This window comes from Orrella dioscoreae (assembly GCF_900089455.2).
Classification (GTDB): domain Bacteria; phylum Pseudomonadota; class Gammaproteobacteria; order Burkholderiales; family Burkholderiaceae_B; genus Orrella; species Orrella dioscoreae.
In genome coordinates this window covers 4,535,974-4,556,428 of the sequence record NZ_LT907988.1, presented here as the reverse complement: position 1 = coordinate 4,556,428, position 20,455 = coordinate 4,535,974, and the positions used below count along the sequence as shown (strand labels likewise).

The window sequence follows — 20,455 nt, the reverse complement described above, 5'->3', positions numbered from 1 at the left end:
GCAACGTACCGGTACGACGAAGCGGGCGATACCACCCCCAGGCGCTATAATCCTCCGTTGTCAGCGGTTACAAATCGCGCCCACAAGCCGCGCGCGCACCTGCCACGATGTCCGTCGATGTTCTCACCTTCGGTCTGAACCACACCTCCGCCCCGGTCTCGGTGCGCGAGCGCGTGGCCATGCCGATCGAATTGCTCAAGCCCGCGCTGGCCGGCTTGCGTTCGGCCTTTGGTGGGCGCGTCAGCGAGGCGGCCATCCTGTCCACCTGTAATCGCACCGAGGTCTACTGTGCGGCCGATCCCTCGGTCTCGGAACAGCTGCCGCAGTGGCTGGCCGATTTCCACAGCCTGGCCGCCGGCGACCTGAACCCCCACCTTTATCGCCATGACCGCGACGGCGCCGTGCGTCACGCCTTCCGCGTGGCCAGCGGCCTGGACTCCATGGTGCTGGGCGAGCCGCAGATCCTGGGCCAGATGAAGGACGCCGTGCGCACCGCCGGCGAGGCCGGTTCGCTGGGCACCCTGCTGCACCAACTGTTCCAGCGCACCTTCTCGGTGGCGAAGGAAGTCCGCTCGCAGACCGCCATCGGCGCCAATTCGGTGTCCATGGCCGCCGCCGCCGTGCGGCTGGCCGAGCGCGTGTTCGGCGACCTGAGCCAGGCCCGCACGCTCTTCATCGGCGCGGGTGAAATGATCGATCTCTGTGCCACCCACTTCGCCGCGCGCAAGCCCGCCGGCATGGTGGTGGCCAACCGCACGCTCGAGCGCGCTGAAACGCTCGCGGGCAAGTTCTCCGCCACCACCATGCGCCTGACCGACCTGCCCGAGCGGCTGGCCGAGTTCGACGTGGTGGTGTCCTGTACGGCCAGTTCCCTGCCCATATTGGGCCTGGGCCTGGTCGAGCGCGCCACGCGCAAGCGCCGTCACCGCCCCATGGTGATGGTCGACCTGGCCGTGCCGCGCGACATCGAACCCGAGGTTGCCCGCCTGGGCGACGTCTATCTGTATTCGGTCGATGACCTGGGCAAGCTCGTGCAAAGCGGCGCCGACGCGCGCCGTGCCGCCGTGGTGCAGGCCGAGGCCATCATCGACACGCGCGTGGACAACTTCATGCGCTGGATGGCCACCCGTGCCGTGGTGCCCGTCATCCGCGATCTGCACCAGGCCGCGGCCGACGTACAGGGCGCCGAACTCGAACGCGCCAGACGCCTGCTGGCGCGCGGCGAGTCGCCCGAGGCCGTGCTGGAGCAACTGGCCCACGGGCTCACGCAGAAATACCTGCACGGCCCCTTGTCCGCGCTGCATCAAAGCCAGGACGCGGACCGCGAGCAACTCATCGAGATGCTGCCCCGCCTCTTCCCCTCGCGCGACATGCGCCGGTAGCGGCGCTCCCCGTCCTGCCGCCCACGCGGGCGCCGTCGTGCTTGCCGCGCGCCGTCCGCGTTCCTTCCTGAATTCCCCAAGCCCGTCCCTATGAAACCGACCATGCGTGCCCGGCTGGAGCAGTTGTCCCGCCGCCTTGTCGAACTCGATGCCCTGCTTGCCGACCCCGAGGCCGCGCAGGACATGGAGCGTTTCCGCAAACTGTCGCGCGAGCGCGCCGACGTCGAGCCCGTGGCCAACGCGTTTTCCGCCTATACCCGCGCGGAGGATGACCTGGCCACCGCGCAGCAGATGTTGTCGGATCCGGAAATGAAGGCGATGGCGCAGGAAGAGATCGAGACGGCCAAGGCCGCCATCGAGCAATTGGGCGCCGACCTGCAGATCCTGCTGCTGCCGCGCGACCCCGATGACAACCGCAGCGTGTTCCTGGAAATCCGCGCGGGCACGGGCGGCGATGAAAGCGCGCTGTTCTCGGGCGACCTGCTGCGCATGTATTCCCGCTATGCCGAGCAGCAGGGCTGGCGCGTGGAGCTGATGTCCGAAAGCCCGTCGGAGCTGGGCGGCTACAAGGAAGTGGTGGCGCGCATCGAGGGCGACGGCGTCTATGGCCGCCTGAAGTTCGAGTCCGGGGCGCACCGCGTGCAGCGCGTGCCCGCCACCGAGGCGCAAGGCCGCATCCACACCTCGGCCTGCACGGTGGCCGTGCTGCCGGAGGCCGATGCCGCGACCGACATCGTCATCAATCCGTCCGACCTGCGCGTGGACACCTTCCGCGCCAGCGGCGCGGGTGGCCAGCACATCAACAAGACCGATTCGGCGGTGCGCCTGACCCACTTGCCCACGGGGCTGGTGGTGGAATGCCAGGACGACCGTTCGCAGCATCGCAACCGCGAGAAGGCCATGCAGGTGCTGGCGGCGCGCCTGAAGGACCAGCAGCAGCGCGAGCGCCAGAGCAAGGAAGCCGCGCAACGCAAGAGCCTGGTGGGCTCGGGCGACCGTTCCGAGCGCATTCGCACCTATAACTACCCGCAAGGCCGCCTGACCGATCACCGCATCAACCTGACGCTCTACAAGCTGCAGGCCATCCTGGAAGGCGATCTGCAGGAACTGACCGGCACCCTGCTGGCCGAGCACCAGGCCGCGCAACTGGCCGCCCTGGGCGAAGAGGCATAAGGCGCATCGTGGGCGGCGCCGCAACCACCGTGCGCGGGCTGATGGCCGATTGCGGCCTGCCGCGCCTGGAGGCCCGCATGCTGCTGGAGCGCGTGCTGGACAAGCCGCGCGCCTGGCTGCTGGCGCATGACACCGACCCGCTGGCGCCTGCCGCGGTGGCGGCATTCCAGACCCTGTGCGCCCGCCGCCTGGCCGGCGAGCCGATGGCCTACCTGCTGGGCGAGCGCGAATTCATGGGCCATGTCTATGCCGTGGCGCCGGGCGTGCTGATCCCGCGGCCGGAAACGGAACTGCTGGTCGAGACGGCGCTCGAATGCCTGTCAGGGCGGCAGGCGCCGCGCGTGCTGGACCTGGGCACCGGCAGCGGCGCGATCGCCGTGGCCATTGCCCTGGCCCGGCCCGATGCCCATGTGACGGGCACCGACGCCAGCCCCGAGGCGCTGGCGCAGGCGCACGCCAACGCCCAGCGCCTGGGGGCGCCCCGGGTGCGCTGTCTGGCAGGCGACTGGTATGCGGCGCTGCCCGGCGGCGACGCGCCGTTCGACCTGATCGTGTCGAACCCGCCCTATATCGCCGCCGGCGATGTCCACCTTGATCAGGGCGACCTGCGGCACGAGCCGCGCGGCGCGCTGACCGACGAAGCCGATGGGCTGTCGGCGCTGGCGCGTATCGTGTCCGGCGCCCGCGCCTGGATGGCCCCAGGCGCCCGTCTCTGGCTGGAGCATGGCTGGGACCAGGCCGCCGCCGTGCGGCAGTTGCTGGCCGACGCGGGCTTCCGGAACGCGGCCAGCCGCCGCGATCTGGCCGGCATCGAGAGGATTTCCGGCGCAAACCTATAATTCCGGGGAGTCCCGGGTCCGGACGTCGGCGTTGCCTGCCCGATACCGGCCATTTACCCCAGGCAAAATCCTATGCCGGCCACGCGCCGGCGCATCTGCGAGTCAACCATGAGCGACGACGTGCAAACCTTCATCCGCGATACCGTCACGCAGCACCCCGTGGTGCTGTTCATGAAGGGTACCGCCCAGTTCCCGCAATGCGGCTTCTCCGGCCGCGCCATCCAGATCCTGAAAGGCTGTGGCGTGCGCAAGCTCATCACGATCAACGTGCTTGAGGACGAGGAAGTGCGCAGCGGCATCAAGAGCTACTCGAACTGGCCGACCATTCCCCAGCTCTACGTCTCGGGCGAGTTCGTGGGCGGTTCGGACATCATGTCCGAGATGAACGAAAGCGGCGAGCTGAAGAAGCTGCTCGACGCCGCCGGGGCCACCGAGTGACACCCGGCCGCCGGCGGCTGATCGTCGGCATCACCGGCGCCACCGGCGCGCTCTACGGCGTGCGCCTGCTCCAGGCCGCCCGGCGCGTGCCTGACGTCGAGACGCACCTGGTCGTCTCGGCGGCAGGCGCGCTCAACCTGCAGCACGAGCTGGACCTGTCCCGCAACGAGGTCCACGCCATGGCGGACGTGGTCCACAGCGTGCGCGACATCGGCGCCACGCTGGCCAGCGGCAGCTTCCGCTCGGCCGGCATGGTGGTGGCGCCGTGCTCCATGCGCACGCTGGGCGCCATCGCCCACGGCCTGGCGGACAACCTGATCACGCGCGCGGCCGACGTGGTGCTGAAGGAACGCCGCCGGCTGGTGCTGATGGTGCGCGAGACGCCCTTCAATCTTGCGCACCTGCGCAACATGACGGCCGTCACGGAAATGGGCGGCATCGTCTTCCCGCCCTTGCCGGCCTTCTATCACCGGCCCCAGTCCATCGAAGAGATGGTCGACCACAGCGTGGCGCGGGTGCTGGATCTTTTCGATATCGATGTCGGCGGCCCGCGTTGGGCAGGGCTGTCGCCATCCGCGGAACCGAGCTGATGAAAGACTCGAACAATTTCTTCCGGCTGCAGAACCGCCTGGAATCACAGGCCGGCAAGGCCATCGCCGATTTCAAGATGATCGAGGACGGCGACCGCATCCTGGTGTGCATGAGCGGCGGCAAGGACTCGTACACCATGCTGTCGGTCCTGAGCGCCCTGCAGAAGCGCGCGCCGGTGAATTTCGAGCTGATCGCGATGAACCTGGACCAGAAGCAGCCGGGTTTCCCTGAAGAGGTGCTGCCGGCCTACCTGGAAAGCACCGGCGTGGCCTATCGCATCGTCACGGCCGACACCTATTCCATCGTGAAAGAGAAGGTGCCCGAGGGCAAGACGACCTGTTCGCTGTGCTCGCGCCTGCGCCGCGGCATCATCTATCGCACGGCCAAGGAGCTGGGCGCGAACAAGATCGCGCTGGGCCACCATCGCGACGACATCGTCGAAACCTTCTTCCTGAACATGTTCTTCGGCGGCAAGCTGAAGGGCATGCCGCCCAAGCTCGCCACCGATGACGGCGCGCATGTGGTGATCCGCCCGCTGGCGTATTGCAGCGAGTCCGACATTGCCCGCTACGCGGCCGACATGGCGTATCCCATCATCCCGTGCAACCTGTGCGGCTCGCAGGAGAACCTGCAGCGCCAGAAGGTGAAGGAAATGCTGGTCGCATGGGAACGCGAAACCCCGGGCCGCGTCGACAGCGTGTTCCGCGCGCTGACGCAGGTGGTGCCGTCGCATTTGGCGGATACCTCGCTGTTCGACTTCAAGGGACTGGCGTCGAATCTCGCGACGATCGATGAGGCGTCGCTGTTCGGGCGGGCGGCTTATGAGCAGGATGCGCTGGTGTTTTCGCATGCTGGCGAGACTGCGATTTCTTTTGTGCGGCCGGTTGGTCGGGTGGGTGGGGTTGCGTAGATCGCTGCGTGGTCTGCTGCCGTAGCGTAGTCTTCTGTGTAGACCGCTGGGTTGACGGCCGCCGAGGGTGGTCGTGCCGTCGGCCGCCTGCCGCGGGGTGCGGCGCCCACAGCGCCGCGCTCCCCGCAGAAGGCGCCCGCCGTCCCGCCCACCCTCGACGTCCTGCGCTTGGGGGTTCTGGATCGGAGTCGGCCGCCGGAGTCCTGCTCGCATTCTTGCCCCGCGCTCGCTGCCCGCCCGAAGATCTCGGCTTGCCGCTCAGCAATGGGCGCCCACAGCGCCCATTGCTGAGCATTTGGAAAAGCAAAAGAGGCAGCTAGTGAGAGAGGGGGGAAGGGGAGTGGAGGTGGGGGGCATCGCACTCCGGGCAGGGGCTCCCGTCAGGCTGCGTTGTCTGTTTGGAGGCGTTGTTCCACTGTCGTGACTGAATGGCGGGTGTCTTGCGCGGGCAGAGACACCGAGAAATTGATGAGCCTGGCGGCTTCGGTCGCGCCGTGTCGGTGGTGGAGCAGCCTCCCCAAGCAGGCAACAGGGCCAAGCGGCGCCCGTAGCTCGAAGCGCGCTGCTTCCTCCCTCCACCTCCCGCCCCCACTCTCTCAACAGCTGCCCCTATTGCTTTTCCGAATGCTGACCGGAGGGCGCTGTGGGCGCCGCACCCCGCGGCAGGCGACCGACGGCACGACCACCCTCGGCGGCCGTCAACCCAGCGGTCTACATAGAAGATCACGCAACCTCACCTAATACGTAGTTTTATACGTAGCTGCACGTATTGATGTACGGGCATGCCAAGTCACACACTGGAAAAAAGAACGACAACCCAGTGCGGAGAGACAAGACATGTCAGGCACCTCGGTATCCATCGTCGGCAGCGGGCACACCCCTTTCGGGCGCCTGGACGCCTTGAACCTGGAACAACTCATCGTCATGGCCGCGACAGAAGCCATCGAGGACGCGGGGGTGGACCCCGCTGAAATCGATGCGGTGTTCCTGGGCAACTTCAATGCCGGACTGGTCCCGGATGCCTTCGCGGCCTCGTTGATCCTGCAGGCCTCGCCCGCCTTGCGCTTCAAGCCCGCGGTGCGCTGCGAGAACGCCTGTGCGTCCGGCGGGGCGGCCATCCATGCCGGCCTGCGCGCCCTGCAGGCGGGCGCTGCCCGGACCGTGCTGGTCGTCGGCGCGGAAAAAATGACCTCGCGCAGCACGCCGGAAGTCACCGAGGCGCTGGCGGGGGCGGGCTACAAGAACGATCCTGAAGAAGCCGCGCTGAGCTTTCCGCAGCTTTTTGCCTTGGCGGCGCGCGAGTACGCCGCGCGCTACGAGGATCCGCTGCCCGCCATGGCGGCCATCGCCGCCAAGAACCACGGCAATGCCATGCACAACCCGCTGGCGCAGATGCACCGCGAGGTGGACGTGGCCTTCTGCAATACCGTCTCCGACAAGAATCCGCTGATTGCGCCGCCCTTGCGGCTGACCGATTGCTCGCTCATCACCGATGGCGCGGCGGCCGTCGTCATGACGCGCAGCGACACGGCCACGCGCTTTCCGCGCGCGGTCACCGTGCGCGCCGCCGAGCACGTCAGCGATTTCCTGCCGCTGGGCGGGCGCGACCTGCTGGCATTCGAGGGGCCGGCGCGCGCGCTGCGCCAGGCGTATGCCGCAGCGGGCATCCACGTGAACGACCTGGATTTCGCCGAGGTGCACGATTGCTTCACCATCGCCGAGCTGCTCATCTATGAGGCCATGGGGCTGGCGCCTGCCGGGCGTGGCCGCCAGGCGCTGGACGACGGCATCGTGCTGCGCGATGGCCGCCTGCCGGTGAACCTTTCCGGCGGGTTGAAGGCCAAGGGCCATCCGGTGGGCGCGACGGGCGTGTCGATGCACGCGCTGGCCTATCGCCAGCTGACCGGCCAGGCGGGCGCCATGCAGCGCAAGGACGCCAGCCTGGGCCTGGTCTTCAACATGGGCGGCGCGGCGGTGGCCAGTTATGCCTCGGTGCTCGAAGCAGCCCGGGCATAAGGGCGCGCCATGAATGTCGCCAACTGGCTGCATGCGGCCGCGCTGTCGCACCCTCGCAACCCGGCGCTGTATCGCGGCACGCAGCTGCATGCGGACTATGACGCCTTCGCTCGCCGCGCGGCCGGGCTGGCGCGGTGGTTGCGCGATGCGCAGGGCGTGGCCGAGGGCGCGCGTGTCGCGCTCTTCATGAAGAATCGCGTCGAATACCTGGAGCTTTTCTACGCCTGCTGGTGGCTGGGCGCGGTCGTCGTGCCGGTCAACCCGAAGCTGCATCCCAAGGAGGTGGACTGGATCCTGCGCGACGCGGGCGCACATGCCGTGCTGACCGACACGCACGAAGACCTGCCGCCTGAAGCCGTGCCTGACGGCTGCCTGCACCTGGCGGTCGATGGCGATGCGTTCCCGCGGGCTGCGCAGGCGGGCCTGGACGCGCCGCTGCCGCCGCCCCGGGTGTTGCCGCCCGATGCATTGGCATGGCTGTTCTATACCTCCGGCACCACGGGCAGGCCCAAGGGCGTGATGCTGTCGCATCGCAACCTGGTGGCGATGGCGCTGTGCTACGCGGCCGACATCGAGACGGTGTCGGCCACCGACAGCATGCTCTATGCCGCGCCGATCTCGCACGGCGCGGGCCTCTATCACTTCATGTACGTGCGCCGCGCGGCGCGGCACGTGGTGCCGGCCAGTCGCGGCTTCGATCCCCTCGAGATCCTTGATCATGCGCGTGAGGGCGGCTCGCTGTCGCTGTTCGCCGCGCCCACGATGGTCAAGCGCCTGGTCGAGGCGGCGCGCGCGGCGGGCCGCGACGGCACGGGGCTGCATACAGTGATCTATGGCGGCGCGCCCATGTATTTCGCCGACATCGACGAGGCGCTGCAGGTGCTGGGGCCTCGGTTCGCGCAGATCTATGGCCAGGGCGAGAGCCCCATGACCATCACCGCGCTCACGCGCGAGTGCATCGCCGACACCTCGCATCCGCGTTGGCGCGCGCGCATGGCGTCGGTGGGGCCTGCGCAAAGCTGCATGGCGGTTCGCATCGTGGATGCCGACATGAATACCCTGCCCGTGGGCATGGAGGGCGAGGTTGCCGCGCGCGGCGATGCCGTCATGGCGGGCTATTGGGGCAACGAGGCCGCCACGCGCGCCACGCTGGTGGAAGGCTGGTTGCGCACCGGCGACATCGGCCGCCTCGATGAAGAGGGTTTCCTGACGCTGACCGATCGCAGCAAGGACGTGATCATTTCGGGCGGCTCGAACATCTACCCCCGCGAGGTCGAGGAGGTGCTGGCGCGCCACCCCGGCGTGCGCGAGGTTGCCGTGGTGGGGGCGCCCAGCGAGGCCTGGGGCGAGGAGGTGGTGGCCTTCGTCGTGGCGCGCGAGGGCGCCACGCTGGACCCCGCGGACCTGGATCAATGGTGCCGCGGCGAGATCGCGGCCTTCAAGCGGCCCAAGCGCTATTGCCTGCGCGACGAGCTGCCCAAGAACAGCTACGGCAAGGTCCCCAAGACCTTGCTGCGCGAAGCCCTGCAGGCCGGCAAGGCAGGGTAGTCCGGCGCTTGGCGCCGGGCGGGGGAACACCGGTCCCACCCATCGAGGAGACACAACAATGAAAAGACGTGATTTCATCAAGACGGCAGGATTGCTGGCAGGCGTCGCCGCGCCCACGGTCTGGTCGGCCAGCGCCTGGGCCGCCAGCAAGCCCGTGCGCATCAAGTTCGACAGCTACATTTCCGAGACCGCGGGCCCCTCGCGGCTGGACGACTGGTTCCTGAGGGAGCTGGAGCGCCGCAGCAACGGCGCGGTACAGGTGCGCCGCTATTGGGCGCAGTCGCTCAACAAGGTGGGCGAACACCTGTCGGCCGTGCGCGATGGCACCTCCGAGATGTCCTTGATTTCCCCGGGCTACTACCAGGCCCAGTTGCCGGTCACGCGCGGCCTGGACTGGTACTACCGCATGCAGCGCGCGGATGCCCTGCAACTGGTCTGCCGCGATCTCTACGCGCAGTTCGATCCGCTGCGCGCCGAGTGGGAGCAGCGCTATCGCTCCAAGGTCATGTACTGGACCAACTGGTACTACGCGCCGCTGGTCACGCGTGAGCCCATCCGGTCCATCGAGGACATCCGCGGCAAGCGCATCCGCGGCTACGGCGTCGCCAACGACGTGATCCAGCGCCTGGGCGGCACGGCCGTGCCGATGGCCGCGCCCGAGGTCTATACCGCGCTGGAGCGTGGCGTGCTGGACGGCGTCTATGGTTTCGATTTCATCACGGCGGTGGCCTACAAGCTGCACGAGATCGCGCCGCATTTCACCGACATCGGCGATGGTCCGCACGGTCCGTCCGCCACCATCATCAACATGCGCACCTGGGAGTCCTTCCCCGACCCGGTGAAGCAGATCGCCGACGAGATCGTCGCGGAGATCTATGGCGGCAAGTACACCGAGATCTTCGACGCCGCGGCGCGCCAGTACCTGAAGACCGCGCTGGCCGAAGGCGCGAAATTCAGTTCGCTGCCCGATGAGCAGAAGGCGCGCGCGAAAGCGCTGGTGCAGCCGGCCCAGGTGCAGTCCTGGGTGGACCGCGTGGCCAAGCCCGCGCGCGTGGATGGCGCCGCCATGCAGTCGCTGATCGACACGGCCATCGCCAAGCACGACCCCAAGGGCACGCTGAAACGCTTCGACGAGCTGGCCGCGCAAGCCTGAGGTCGCACGCCGAACCGGGCCGGCGCATGCGCCGGCCTGCATCGCGGCATCGGCCGCCTATCCGTGGACGGCTACGCGCCGAAGAACCATGACCCCCGATACCCTGCTTGCCAGGCTGCTTCGCCGCGTCGCCGACGCGATGGGCGCCATCGCCTTGCTCTTCCTGTTGTTCATGATGCTTGGCACCACGGTGGATGCGCTGGTGCGCACCGTTGCCGGCCAGCCGCTGCCCGGCGTCTTCGAGCTATCCGAGCTCAGCATGGTGATGCTCGTCTTCATGGGGCTGGGCTGGACCCAGCTGGATGACGCCCACATCCGCGTGACGCTGCTGAAGGGACGCGTGCCGCCGCGCGTCTCACGCGTGCTGGAGTCGCTGTCGTGGCTGCTGGGCGCGGTGGTGCTGGCGCTGCTGGCCTATCCGGCCACGGGCGATGCCGTCGAGTCGGTGGCCATCCGCGAATTCCGCTGGGGCTATGTCGAAGTGCCGATCTGGTGGACCAAGGTCGCGGTGGCGGTGGGCCTGTGGTTCGGCGCCCTGCAGATGCTGGTCGGCGCCGCCTGGGCGCTTTACCGGCCCGTGCCGCCGGACAGTCCCGTGCCGCCGACGCTGGCGCACTGAGGAGACGATCATGGATCCCATCGTCGCGACCCTGGTCGCCACCTGCCTCATCTTCGTCTTCATGCTGCTGGGCACGCCGGTCTTCGCCGCGCTGGGCCTGGCGGGCATCATCGGCATCGTCATGGTCGAGGACATCTTCTTCGTCCTGAACCGCCTGCGCTCGTTCTCCTATGCGCAGTCGGCGTCCTATCTGCTGACGGTGATTCCGCTCTTCATCCTGATGGGCGCCTTCGCGCACCACGCGGGCATCGGCACGCGGCTCTTCGACGTGGCGCGCAAATGGGTGGGCCACCATCGCGGCGGGCTGGCGATGGCCAGCGTGCTGACCTGCGCGGGCTTCGCCGCCACCTCGGGTTCCAGCGTGGCCACCGCCGCCACGGTCGGCTCGGTCGCCATTCCCGAGATGAAGAAGAACGGCTACGACGACCGCCTGTCGGCCGGCGCCATCGCGGCGGGCGGGGTGCTGGGCGTGCTGATCCCGCCCAGCGTGCTGCTCATCTTCTATGCCGCGCTCACGGAGGTGTCCGCGGGCGCCATGCTGGTGGCGGGCGTGCTGCCCGGCCTCCTGTCCACGCTGGTGTTCATCGCCGGTATCTGGGCCATCACGGCCTCGGGCCGGGTCGAGGCGCCCGCCTTGCCGCGCCAGGGCTGGGGCGTGCGGCTGTCCTCGCTGAAGGACGGCTGGCAGGTGCTGGTGCTGTTCCTCATCGTGCTGGGCGGCATCTATCTGGGCGTGGTGACCGCCACCGAAGCCGCCGCCGTCGGCGCCTTCGCGGCGCTGATCATGCTGCTGTGCACCCGGGCCGCGCGCGGCAACCTGAAGGGACGGCTGTACGAAAGCTGCCGCAACGCGATCACCACCACCGTGATGGTGCTCTTCACGATGCTGGGCGCGGGCATCTTCAGTTTCTTCCTGAGCCTGGTGCAGATCCCGCAGCAGATCGCCGAAGCCATCGTGGCCTCGGATGTGTCGCCGCTGCTGGTGGTGGGGCTTTTCCTGCTGGCCTATTTTCCGCTGGGCATGTTCCTCGATGCCTTCTCGATGCTGGTCATCACCCTGCCCATCATGTTCCCGACGGTGGTGTCGCTGGGCTTCGACCCCATCTGGTTCGGCATCCTGGCCGTGAAGATGTGCGAGATCGGGCTCATCACGCCGCCGGTGGGGCTGAACGTCTTCGTCATCGCGGGCATAGACCGGACCACGCCGCTCACGCGGATTTTCCATGGCGCCTGGTGGTTCGTCATCATGGAGGTGGTCGCAACCGTTATCCTGTTCGCGTTCCCTGTCATCGTCACCATCCTGCCGGAGACGATGCTGGGCAAGTAGCGGCGTTGCGGCGTGGACATTCCCCCACGCCGCGCCACGGAAAAAGGAGCAAGCATGCAAGCAGCACGGCAATCCATTGCATTGATCACGGGCGGCGCATCCGGACTGGGCCGCGCGGCGGCGCTGGAACTTTCGCGGCGCGGCATGCGCGTGGCCGTGGCGGATCTGCGCGAGGATGCCGCAAGGGCCTGCGCCGACGAGGTGGTGCTTGCGGGCGGCCAGGCGCTGGGCGTGGCCATCGACGTGACCGACGATGCGTCGGTGGACGCGGCGTTCCGGCGCGTGGAGGCCGAGCTGGGCCCGGTGGACGTGCTGGTCAACAGCGCGGGCATCCTGAACGTGGCGCCTTTGCTGGACTATCCGCTGGACACCTGGGAGCGCGTCATGGCCATCAACGTCACGGGCACCTTCCGCTGCGCGCAGCGTGCCGGACGCGGCATGGCCGAGCGCGGCTATGGCCGCATCGTCAACCTGGCCTCCATCAGCGGCGTGCGTGCCGGCATTGGCCGGGTCGCCTACGGCACCTCGAAGGCCGCCGTCATGGGCCTGACGCGCCAGCTGGCAATGGAGCTGGGCCCCCACGGCATCACGGCCAATGCCATCGCGCCCGGGCCGGTCGTGACGGCCATGACCGAGTCCTCCTACACGCCCGAGACCCGTGCGGCCTTCGAGGCGATGATTCCCGCGGGCAGGCTGGGCACGCCCGAGGAGATCGCCGAGGCCATCGCCTTCCTGGCCTCGGAAGGCGCGGCCTACGTCAACGGCCAGACGCTGGCGGTGGATGGCGGCTACCTGGCGGGCGGCGTGGCGCGAACGGGGACGGTCTCGCGTTGAGAGCGAAAGGCGGGGCTGGCATGCCCCGCCACGCTCAGCCGTGCTGGACCATGACGATGCGCGAGACGAGTTCCGCGGTGTTCTTGGCTTCCAGCTTGCGCATGATGCGCCCGCGGTGCACCTCCACCGTGCGATGCGAGATGTTCAGCCGCGCGGCGATTTCCTTGCAGCTCAGGCCGTTCACCACATAGCTGGAGATCTCCCGTTCGCGGCGGGTGAGGTGGGCCGTCTTCAGCGGCGTGTCGGCGATCCGCTCGAAGCTCCAGATCATCAGGTCGAAGGGGTTGTGCACCGTGAGCGTGATGCCGCGCGCCCGTGCCCAGAAGATCTCGCGGCTGCGGTGCTGCATGAAGCGCTCATCCTCGTAGTAGCAATTGCGCTCGAGGTGCGCCAGGCAGCGCTCGCCGATCTCGTGGTAATCCGAGAGCGACGGATAGAGCTTCAGGATGGACTCGCCCACCAGTTCTTCGCGCGTGTAGCCGAAGAGATGGGCGAAGGCGTGGTTGCACTCTGAGATACGGCGCGCGCTGCAGACCACCTGCGGGGCAGGGGACTCCTTGAAGGCAAGCAGCGCGAGTTGCGGGTCGCGCATGGGGTGTCTCCCGTCGTTTTCCGCCGGACTCTGTGGCCGGTCGGCGCCGCGCGCGCATCGTGCCCGCTAGCGGCAGATATGGACCTCCACGCCGACCGCCGCGCAATCCGAGAAAGCCATCGGCTTGCTGATGCGCAGTCGCACTGCCTGGATGTCCGCGAAGTCTGCGAGCAGGCGGGCCGCCACCTGCTCGCACAGGGTCTCGATGAGGTTCACGTGGGCCTGGGTGCATTCCTGCACGATGGCCTCGCGCAGGTGCCGGTAGTCCAGCACGCTGTGGATGTCGTGGTCGTCGACCGGGCCGGGGATGCTCAGGTCGATCTCGGCATCGACGTGCAGCGGCTGCATCGCGCGCCGTTCGTGTTCGAGGATGCCGATGCGGGCGTCGAGCGCCAGCCGGGAAAAGAAAATGCGACGAGTGGACATGGGAAAAGCCGGAATGAAGTGCCGGGAATTGTAGTCCTGCTTGCCTGTCTACAATCCAGTCATTGAGGAAATCGGGGATATCGGTCACATGTTGCAGCACAGCGAGGCAGTGCAAGGCGGGCGCGGGCCCGGGGGCGATGCCGGGGTTGATGCCGTGATCGTGGGCGCCGGCCCGGCAGGCGCCTCGTGTGCGCTCTGGCTGGCGCGCCTGGGCCTCACGCCGCTGTTGCTCGAGGCTGGCAACGCGCCCGGCGGCCTCGAGCGCGACAACCCCCATCCCGACAACTGGATCGCCGTGCTGCCCGACGTCACGGGCGCCCAGGTGGCGGACAACATCGCCCGCAGCCTGGCGCAGGCCGGGGTCGTGCCCAGGCTGGGCCAGCGCGTGCGCACGGCCCGTCCCGCTCCCGCCGGCCTGCTGCTGGAAGGCGATGGCCCGCAAGGCGCCTGGACGTTGCGCGCGCCGCGCCTGGTCATCGCCACCGGCGTGCGCGCCCGGGGCCTGGATGACCGGCCGCTCCAGCCTTCGCCTGGCGTGTTGGTCGGGCCGGGCGGCCACATCGTCGCCCAGGACTACCAGGGCCTGTCGGTGGCCGTGCTGGGCGGCGGCGACAACGGTTTCGAGAACTACGACTACGTGCGCGCGCAGGGCGCTCGCACGGTACACCTGTATGCCCGCAGCGTGCGGGCGCAACGCCAATGGGTGGCGCGGGCCGACGCGCGCGACGTGCGTATCGGCGACTACACGGTCGACCCCGCGGGGCGCACGGTGAATGGCCAGGCCTACGACCTCATCCTGGTCTTCCACGGCTGGGCGCCGCAGGCCGATTTCGCCGACGGCCTGGCGCTGGCGCGTGACGCCCGCGGCTTCATCCGCACCGATCCCGCCACCGCCGAAGCCAGCCTGCCGGGGGTCTATGCGATCGGCGAGGCCGCCCAGCGCATGCATCCCTGCGTGGTGACGGCCCTGGCCGATGGCGTGGTGGCCGCGAAGGCGATCCAGGCCCAGGTCGAGGCGGCGGCGGCCAGGCAGGCGGGCGTCTCGGAATAGTCACCCATCTTCCCGCGATACGTCGCCATGAACGGGCAAGTATCGGCATAATGTGTGCCGCTGCCCGCCACGGACAGCCGCGACCGGGGAGAAGCAGATGGGTTTCGTCAACGAGGAAGTGCCGGCTTTGTACAAGGCCAAGCTGGCGGGCCACAAGAGCCCGCTGTGGCACCAGGCCCTGGACCTGTCCATGTGGACCGCCAACCAGGACGCCCACGCCTTCCTGATCTACGCGGGCCGCGACCGCGACGACAACACCCGCCTGTATTTCCTGTTCGGCCTGTACGACGTGCTGTACTACGTCCGCGTGGTGGAAACCATCCGGCCCGCAGCCGGAGGCGGACAGGCGTATACCTACTCAAAATTCTCGATTACCGCCGCCGACCACCGGCCGTTCGACGACGGCCCCTGTCGGGCATTGACCCGCGAGGCCCTGAAGGTGTTCGCCGGCTTTTATGGCGTGATGCCGGCGCAGTCGGTGCACTGCGACTTCTGAGGCCGTCACGCCTAGGCATATTTTCCGGTCAGTCCCCCATCCACCACCAACTCGGTCCCGGTAATGTACGACGCCTCGTCGCTGGCCAGGAACGCCACCGCGTTGGCCACCTCCCAAGGCGTCCCCATGCGCCCCAGCGGCACCTGCTTATCCCGAGCCGCCTTCGCCGCGGCCAGGTCCCCCTCCCTGGCATACATCTTCGCCACGTTCGCCTGCACGCGCGGCGTATCGATCAGCCCCGGGATCACCGTGTTCACGCGGATGCCGTCGGCCGCGTACTGCTGCGCCAGCATGCGCGCGAAGTGGATCACCGCCGCCTTCGTCACGCTGTAGGCCAGGTGCGGATAGCCGGTGTAGCGGATGCCCGCGATCGACGACACCGCCACGATGCTGCCGCCGCCCTGCGCGCGAAAGCGCGGCGCCAGCAGCCGGCTCGCGATCAGCAGGCTTTCCACGTTCACCGCCTGGATGCGCCGCCAGTCGGCCAGGTCGATGTCTTCCGGGCCGCCCACCTTGCCGATGCCGGCGTTGGCCTGCAGCGCGTCGATGCGCCCGAAACGGGCCTCCGCCGCCTCGATGGCCGCCTGCATTGCATCCGCGTCCGCCACGTCGGCCTGCACGGCCCACGCCTCGCCGCCAGCCTCTTCCACCGCGCGGACCGCATCCGCGGCGGCGTCGGCCTGGAAATCCAGCGCCACGATCCGCGCGCCCTGGCGGGCCAGCGTTACGCAGCTCGCCTTGCCGATGCTCCAGCCCGCCGCGCTGGCGCCCGCGCCCGCCACTATCACCACCTTGCCGGCCAGGCGGCCGGTGCTTGCCATGCCTGTCGTGTCACTCATGCCGCATTCCCCAATCCCACCGTCATTCCGCCGCACACGTACAGCACCTGTCCCGTGATGAAGCCCGCACGGTCGTCCAGCAACGAGGCAATGGCGTGGGCGACCTCCGCCGGCTCGCCCATGCGAGCGAGTGGAATCGTGTCCAGGATGCGTTGCGTCTGCGGTGCGCCGGGCGGATTCACGCGCTGGAACAGCTCCGTCGCGATGGGACCCGGGCCGATGGCATTCACCGTGATGCCGTGCGCGGCCAGCTCCAGCGCCCAGCTGCGCGTCATGCCCAGCAGGCCCGCCTTGCTGGCCGCGTAGGCCGTGCGCAGGGGCTTGCCCAGCGCGGCACGGCTGGAGACGTTCACCACGCGTCCGAAGCCGCGCGCCTGCATGTCGGGCAGCAGCCCCTGCAGGAGCAGCAGCGGCGCCTGCACATTGAGCGCGGCCACGGCCTGCAGGGATTCGGGGGTGGTGTCCGCCACGGAGGCGGGCTGGACGATGCCGGCGTTGTTGACCAGGCGCAGCACCTCGCCGGCGCGGACCAGCTCGGCCACGGCCTCGCGGGTCTGCGCGGCATCGCGCAGGTCCACCTGCACATGCGCCACGCCCGCCACGTCGCGCGCGGGCGCCTGGACGTCGAAGCTGGTGACCGCATAGCCATCGGCAACCAGCCGCTCGGCCACCGCGAGTCCGATGCCGCTGCTGGCGCCGGTGACGAGAACACGAGGCTGCATGGCTCAGTCCTCGCCGTGCGCGGCCGGCTTGCCGGCGCCCACATAGGGGATGGCGTGGTCGATGGTTTCCCAGATGTAGCGGCCGGAGGGTTCCTGCTGTTCCTCGGCCACGTGCGACACCAGGCCCGCGGCCCGAGAGATCACCGCGAAGCCGCGCATCAGCCGCGTGGGAACGCCGATCTCGCCCAGCAGCGCCGCCGTGGCGCCCGTGGCGTTGATGGTGATGTGCTTGCCGTAGGTGTCGTCGATGGCCTGGCCGAACAGGCGCAATGCGCCCGTCCATTTGCCCGCCAGGTCCTTCTCGGCATCGGCCAGGGCCAGCAGCTTGATGGAGCGGGGATCGTCCGGCTTGTGCAGGTGATGGCCGAAACCCGGCAGGCTGCGGCGTTCGGCCCGGTGGGCCTGCGCAATGGCGCGGGCTTCGGCTGCCGGGTCGCTGGCCTCGATGATGCGTGCCAGCAGGCCTGCGCAATTCTCCATCGTGCCGACGAACTGGCTGCCCACCGCCATCAGTCCCGAGGCCACGGCGCCTTGCAGGTTCTCGGGCGCGCTCATGTAGATCAGGCGCGTGGCGATGGCGCTGGGCGTCAGGCCGTGCTCCATCAGCGTGATCAGCACCGCGTCGACGATGCGCAGGTCCACGGGCCGGGCCTCGCGTCCCATGATCTGCGCGAACATCACTTCGGTGAAGGTCTTCTTGCCCAGCAGGTCTTCCACCAGGTCGGCGTCGCGGTAATGCATGCCGGTCAGGCTGTGCGCGCACAGGCGGGTGGTGGGGGCGTTCTTGGGGGCTTGCTGGCTCATGTCGTCTCCTTCATCTGCTTCAGGGCCGCGTCGCGCACGGCGTTCTTCAGGACCTTGCCGACCGGCGAGCGGACCAGTTCGGTGTCCAGGTGGATGCGTTTGGGCGTCTGCACGGGGCCCAGCAGTTCGCGCACGTGCGCCATCAGCGCCTCCGGCGTCGTCGCGGCGCCTGGGTGCAGCTGCACGGCGGCATGCACCGCCTCGCCCCACTTGTCGTCGGGCACGCCGAAGACGCAGCTTTCATAGACGGCGGGATGGCGCGACAGGGCGTTCTCGACATCGACGGGATACACGTTGAAGCCGCCGGTGATCACCACGTCGCGCAGGCGGTCCTTCAGGTACAGGTAGCCGCGTGCATCGACCATGCCGACGTCGCCGGTGCGCAGCCAGCCGTCCACCAGCGTCTCGGCGCTTTTCTCGGGCAGGCGCCAATAGCCGGTCATCAGCAGGTCGCCGGCCACGGCCACTTCGCCGGTCTCGCCGGCGGGCAGGGGCGTGCCGTCGGGCGACAGGATGGCCAGGTCCGACAGCCACGTCACGCGGCCCACGGCGCCGCGGTTGGCGGCGTCCTCGAAGTCGGCGGGCCGCATGGCGGTCACGATCTGCGGGGCTTCGGTCTGGCCATAGGTCGTGCCCAGCACCGGGCCGAAGAAGGCGCGCACCTGGTCGACCTTGTCCATGGGCATGGGGGCGCCGCCATAGATCAGGTTGCGCAGGGCGGGGAAGTCGGCGCCCGAGACACCCTGCTGCGCCATGATCATGTAGATGAGCGTGGGCGGCATGAAGCTCAGCGTGCCGCCGCGTGTGCGGAAAGCCTCGGTGATGGTCGCGGGACTGACCGCGTCCAGCAGCACGTGGGCGCCGCCCTGCGCCAGCACGGGCAGCAGATAGGTGCTGGTGCCGTGCGTGATCGGCGCGGCCACGACGTAGCGGTCGCCCTCGGTCAGGCCCCAGCTCTGGATCTGGTTGATGATGCCGGTGTTCCAGGCGCGATAGGGCTGCATCACGCCCTTGGGCAGCCCGGTGGTGCCGCCGGTGAACTTGATGGCCTGGGTGTCGTCGCGCGACAACGGATGCCGCAACGGCGTCTTGCCCGCGTGGCCTTGCACCAGGGTGGCCAGCGACAGCGGCACGGCGGCATCGTCCAGCACGATGCGTCGCGCTTGCGGCGCGGCCACCAGCGGGCCGCCATGGCTGTCCACCATGACGATGCTGGGCTCGGTGGTGTCGATGATGCGCGCGATTTCGCTGGCCGTGCTGCGCGCGTTCAGCGGCACCCACACCTTGCCGGCGGCCAGCACCGCCAGCAGGCCCAGGATGTGCGCGGCGCTGTTGCCGGCGCAAATGCCCACCCGCGTCTGTGGCGTGGGGTCCAGCGCCTGCAGGGCGTGGGCCAGGGCCTGCACGTCATGCAGCAACCGTGCATAGGTATAGGTGTCCTGCTCGCGCGGGCTGTCCAGCGCGATGCGCGCCGGATGGCGCTGCGCGGCGCGGTAGAAGAAATCGATGGGAAACACGGTGACTCCTGTTGCAATCCGCGCTTGGCCGGGCGGATCGAGGGGCGGCTGCCGCCTGCCGCGCACGTGGCGCGCGGCAGGCGGACTTCCTGTGCAGCCGGCAGGGCTTATTCCGCCTTCAGGCCCGCGGCGCGGACCACGGCGCCCCAGCGCTCGGTCTCGTCATTGATCCACTTGGCGAAGGTCTGGGGCGTATTGGGTGGCGGGGGCGCGTCGAAGCCGTTCTTTTCATAGGCCTGCACGATCTCGGGCCGCTTCAGTGCGCGCAGCGTGGCGTCGTGCAGCGTCTTCACCACCTCGGGCGGCGTGCCCGGCGGCGCGGTCAGGCCGAACCAAGAAACCACGTTGAAGTCCTTCAGCTCGGGGATGCCGGTTTCCAGCATGGTCGGCACGTCGGGCGCCTGCGGCGCGCGCTTGGCGCCCGTGACGGCCAGCGCGCGCAGCTTGCCGGCCTGCACGTGGCCGATGGAAGAGGGCAGGTTGTCGAACATCGAATCCACCTGTCCGCCCAGCAGGTCGACCACGGCGGGGCCGCTGCCGCGATAGGGCACGTGCAGGATGTTGGTCTTGGTCTCCATCTTGAAGAGTTCGCAGGACATGTTGATGGACGAGCCCGTGCCCGACGAGGCGCAGTTGAACTTGCCCGGGTTGGCCTTGGCGTGCGCGATGTATTCCTGCACGGTCTTGACCGGCACCTTCGGGTTCACCACCAGGATGTTCGGCACCGTGGCCAGCAGCGCCACCGGCGCGAACTCGCGCAGGTCGTAGTTCAGCTTGCTGTAGAGCGTGCGGTTGATCGTGTTGGCGATCGAGCCCACGTAGATCGTGTAGCCGTCGGGCTGGGCGCGCGCCACGACCTCGGCGCCGATATTGCTGTTGGCGCCGGTGCGGTTCTCCACCACCACGGGTTGGCGCAACTCTTCGCTGACGCCCTTGGCGACGAGCCGGGCCAGGATGTCGGTGGCGCCGCCGGCGGCATAGCCCACGACGAAGGTGATGGGCCGGTCGGGATAGGCGGCCTGGGCCGCCCAGGTGGGCGCCAGGGCAAGGCAGGTGACTGCGGCCAATATGCGCATCCGGCGCAGGGGCTGTCCATTCATGGTTTGTCTCCTTGTATTTGTCCATTGCTTGGACAAAGTTTTTGCTTGTGCGAACATCATCGGACAACACTGACAAGG

20 protein-coding genes and 1 pseudogene are annotated in these 20,455 nt (G+C 68.6%); 14 read left to right on the top strand and 7 right to left on the bottom strand.

What is annotated here, in order from left to right; translation table 11 throughout:
* Positions 1-107: 107 nt before the first annotated feature.
* The 12 genes and pseudogenes from hemA to ODI_RS20805 all read left to right on the top strand — a co-directional run bounded on the left by hemA (position 108) and on the right by ODI_RS20805 (position 12,830).
* Complete coding sequence (hemA, locus tag ODI_RS20860; RefSeq protein WP_067757261.1) at positions 108-1,382, top strand: glutamyl-tRNA reductase; 1,275 nt, start codon at positions 108-110, stop codon at positions 1,380-1,382.
* A 90-nt stretch (positions 1,383-1,472) separates the two neighbouring features.
* Positions 1,473-2,555: a peptide chain release factor 1 gene (prfA, locus tag ODI_RS20855; protein WP_067757258.1), complete on the top strand. Its 1,083-nt coding sequence runs from the start codon at positions 1,473-1,475 to the stop codon at positions 2,553-2,555.
* A gap of 41 nt (positions 2,556-2,596) precedes the next feature.
* The gene (gene prmC, locus ODI_RS20850) at positions 2,597-3,394 is read left to right on the top strand and encodes a peptide chain release factor N(5)-glutamine methyltransferase (RefSeq protein WP_074046837.1); all 798 of its coding nucleotides are present in this window, start codon (positions 2,597-2,599) and stop codon (positions 3,392-3,394) included.
* Positions 3,395-3,502: 108 nt separating this feature from the next.
* A complete protein-coding gene (gene grxD / locus ODI_RS20845) occupies positions 3,503-3,832 on the top strand; it encodes a Grx4 family monothiol glutaredoxin (protein WP_067757785.1) in 330 nt (109 codons plus the stop codon).
* Positions 3,829-4,422 (top strand): UbiX family flavin prenyltransferase, encoded by a 594-nt coding sequence (locus tag ODI_RS20840; protein WP_067757254.1) that lies wholly within the window; start codon positions 3,829-3,831, stop codon positions 4,420-4,422. Before grxD ends, ODI_RS20840 begins: the two co-directional genes overlap by 4 nt.
* Positions 4,422-5,333, top strand: a complete 912-nt coding sequence (ttcA, locus tag ODI_RS20835) for a tRNA 2-thiocytidine(32) synthetase TtcA (protein WP_067757250.1) — start codon at positions 4,422-4,424, stop codon at positions 5,331-5,333. The genes ODI_RS20840 and ttcA overlap by 1 nt, the downstream gene beginning before the upstream one ends.
* Positions 5,334-6,170: 837 nt before the next feature.
* A complete protein-coding gene (locus tag ODI_RS20830; protein WP_067757247.1) occupies positions 6,171-7,349 on the top strand; it encodes an acetyl-CoA acetyltransferase in 1,179 nt (392 codons plus the stop codon).
* 9 nt (positions 7,350-7,358) lie between these two features.
* Positions 7,359-8,897: a class I adenylate-forming enzyme family protein gene (locus ODI_RS20825; RefSeq protein ID WP_067757243.1), complete on the top strand. Its 1,539-nt coding sequence runs from the start codon at positions 7,359-7,361 to the stop codon at positions 8,895-8,897.
* Positions 8,898-8,955: 58 nt separating this feature from the next.
* Positions 8,956-10,050: a C4-dicarboxylate TRAP transporter substrate-binding protein gene (gene dctP, locus ODI_RS20820; protein ID WP_067757241.1), complete on the top strand. Its 1,095-nt coding sequence runs from the start codon at positions 8,956-8,958 to the stop codon at positions 10,048-10,050.
* 88 nt (positions 10,051-10,138) lie between these two features.
* A complete protein-coding gene (locus ODI_RS20815) occupies positions 10,139-10,669 on the top strand; it encodes a TRAP transporter small permease subunit (RefSeq protein WP_067757239.1) in 531 nt (176 codons plus the stop codon).
* 10 nt (positions 10,670-10,679) lie between these two features.
* A pseudogene (locus ODI_RS20810) lies at positions 10,680-11,915 on the top strand (TRAP transporter large permease); the annotation flags it as partial.
* Between the two features lie 135 nt (positions 11,916-12,050).
* Complete coding sequence (locus tag ODI_RS20805) at positions 12,051-12,830, top strand: SDR family NAD(P)-dependent oxidoreductase (protein WP_067757234.1); 780 nt, start codon at positions 12,051-12,053, stop codon at positions 12,828-12,830.
* 34 nt (positions 12,831-12,864) lie between these two features.
* Here ODI_RS20805 and ODI_RS20800 read toward each other — a convergent pair whose 3' ends face one another.
* Together ODI_RS20800 and folB are read right to left on the bottom strand one after the other, a co-directional pair.
* Positions 12,865-13,422, bottom strand: a complete 558-nt coding sequence (locus ODI_RS20800) for a LuxR family transcriptional regulator (protein ID WP_067757231.1) — start codon at positions 13,420-13,422, stop codon at positions 12,865-12,867.
* Positions 13,423-13,488: 66 nt separating this feature from the next.
* On the bottom strand, positions 13,489-13,848 hold the full coding sequence (folB, locus tag ODI_RS20795; protein WP_067757228.1) for a dihydroneopterin aldolase: 360 nt from the start codon (positions 13,846-13,848) through the stop codon (positions 13,489-13,491).
* 88 nt (positions 13,849-13,936) lie between these two features.
* Here folB and ODI_RS20790 point away from each other — a divergent pair, with 88 nt between their 5' ends.
* Together ODI_RS20790 and ODI_RS20785 are read left to right on the top strand one after the other, a co-directional pair.
* The gene (locus ODI_RS20790; protein ID WP_067757225.1) at positions 13,937-14,899 is read left to right on the top strand and encodes an NAD(P)/FAD-dependent oxidoreductase; all 963 of its coding nucleotides are present in this window, start codon (positions 13,937-13,939) and stop codon (positions 14,897-14,899) included.
* A 97-nt stretch (positions 14,900-14,996) separates the two neighbouring features.
* The gene (locus tag ODI_RS20785) at positions 14,997-15,395 is read left to right on the top strand and encodes a hypothetical protein (protein ID WP_067757222.1); all 399 of its coding nucleotides are present in this window, start codon (positions 14,997-14,999) and stop codon (positions 15,393-15,395) included.
* Between the two features lie 11 nt (positions 15,396-15,406).
* Here the strand turns inward: ODI_RS20785 and ODI_RS20780 are convergent, their stop codons facing one another.
* The 5 genes from ODI_RS20780 to ODI_RS20760 form a co-directional block, all read right to left on the bottom strand.
* Positions 15,407-16,234 (bottom strand): SDR family NAD(P)-dependent oxidoreductase, encoded by an 828-nt coding sequence (locus ODI_RS20780; RefSeq protein ID WP_067757218.1) that lies wholly within the window; start codon positions 16,232-16,234, stop codon positions 15,407-15,409.
* Positions 16,231-16,956 (bottom strand): SDR family oxidoreductase, encoded by a 726-nt coding sequence (locus ODI_RS20775; RefSeq protein WP_067757215.1) that lies wholly within the window; start codon positions 16,954-16,956, stop codon positions 16,231-16,233. The genes ODI_RS20780 and ODI_RS20775 overlap by 4 nt, the downstream gene beginning before the upstream one ends.
* 3 nt (positions 16,957-16,959) lie before the next feature.
* On the bottom strand, positions 16,960-17,760 hold the full coding sequence (locus ODI_RS20770; RefSeq protein WP_067757212.1) for a citryl-CoA lyase: 801 nt from the start codon (positions 17,758-17,760) through the stop codon (positions 16,960-16,962).
* Complete coding sequence (locus tag ODI_RS20765; protein ID WP_067757209.1) at positions 17,757-19,277, bottom strand: class I adenylate-forming enzyme family protein; 1,521 nt, start codon at positions 19,275-19,277, stop codon at positions 17,757-17,759. Before ODI_RS20765 ends, ODI_RS20770 begins: the two co-directional genes overlap by 4 nt.
* A gap of 107 nt (positions 19,278-19,384) precedes the next feature.
* Positions 19,385-20,377, bottom strand: coding sequence for a Bug family tripartite tricarboxylate transporter substrate binding protein (locus tag ODI_RS20760; protein ID WP_067757207.1), 993 nt, complete (start codon positions 20,375-20,377; stop codon positions 19,385-19,387).
* Positions 20,378-20,455 lie beyond the last annotated feature (78 nt).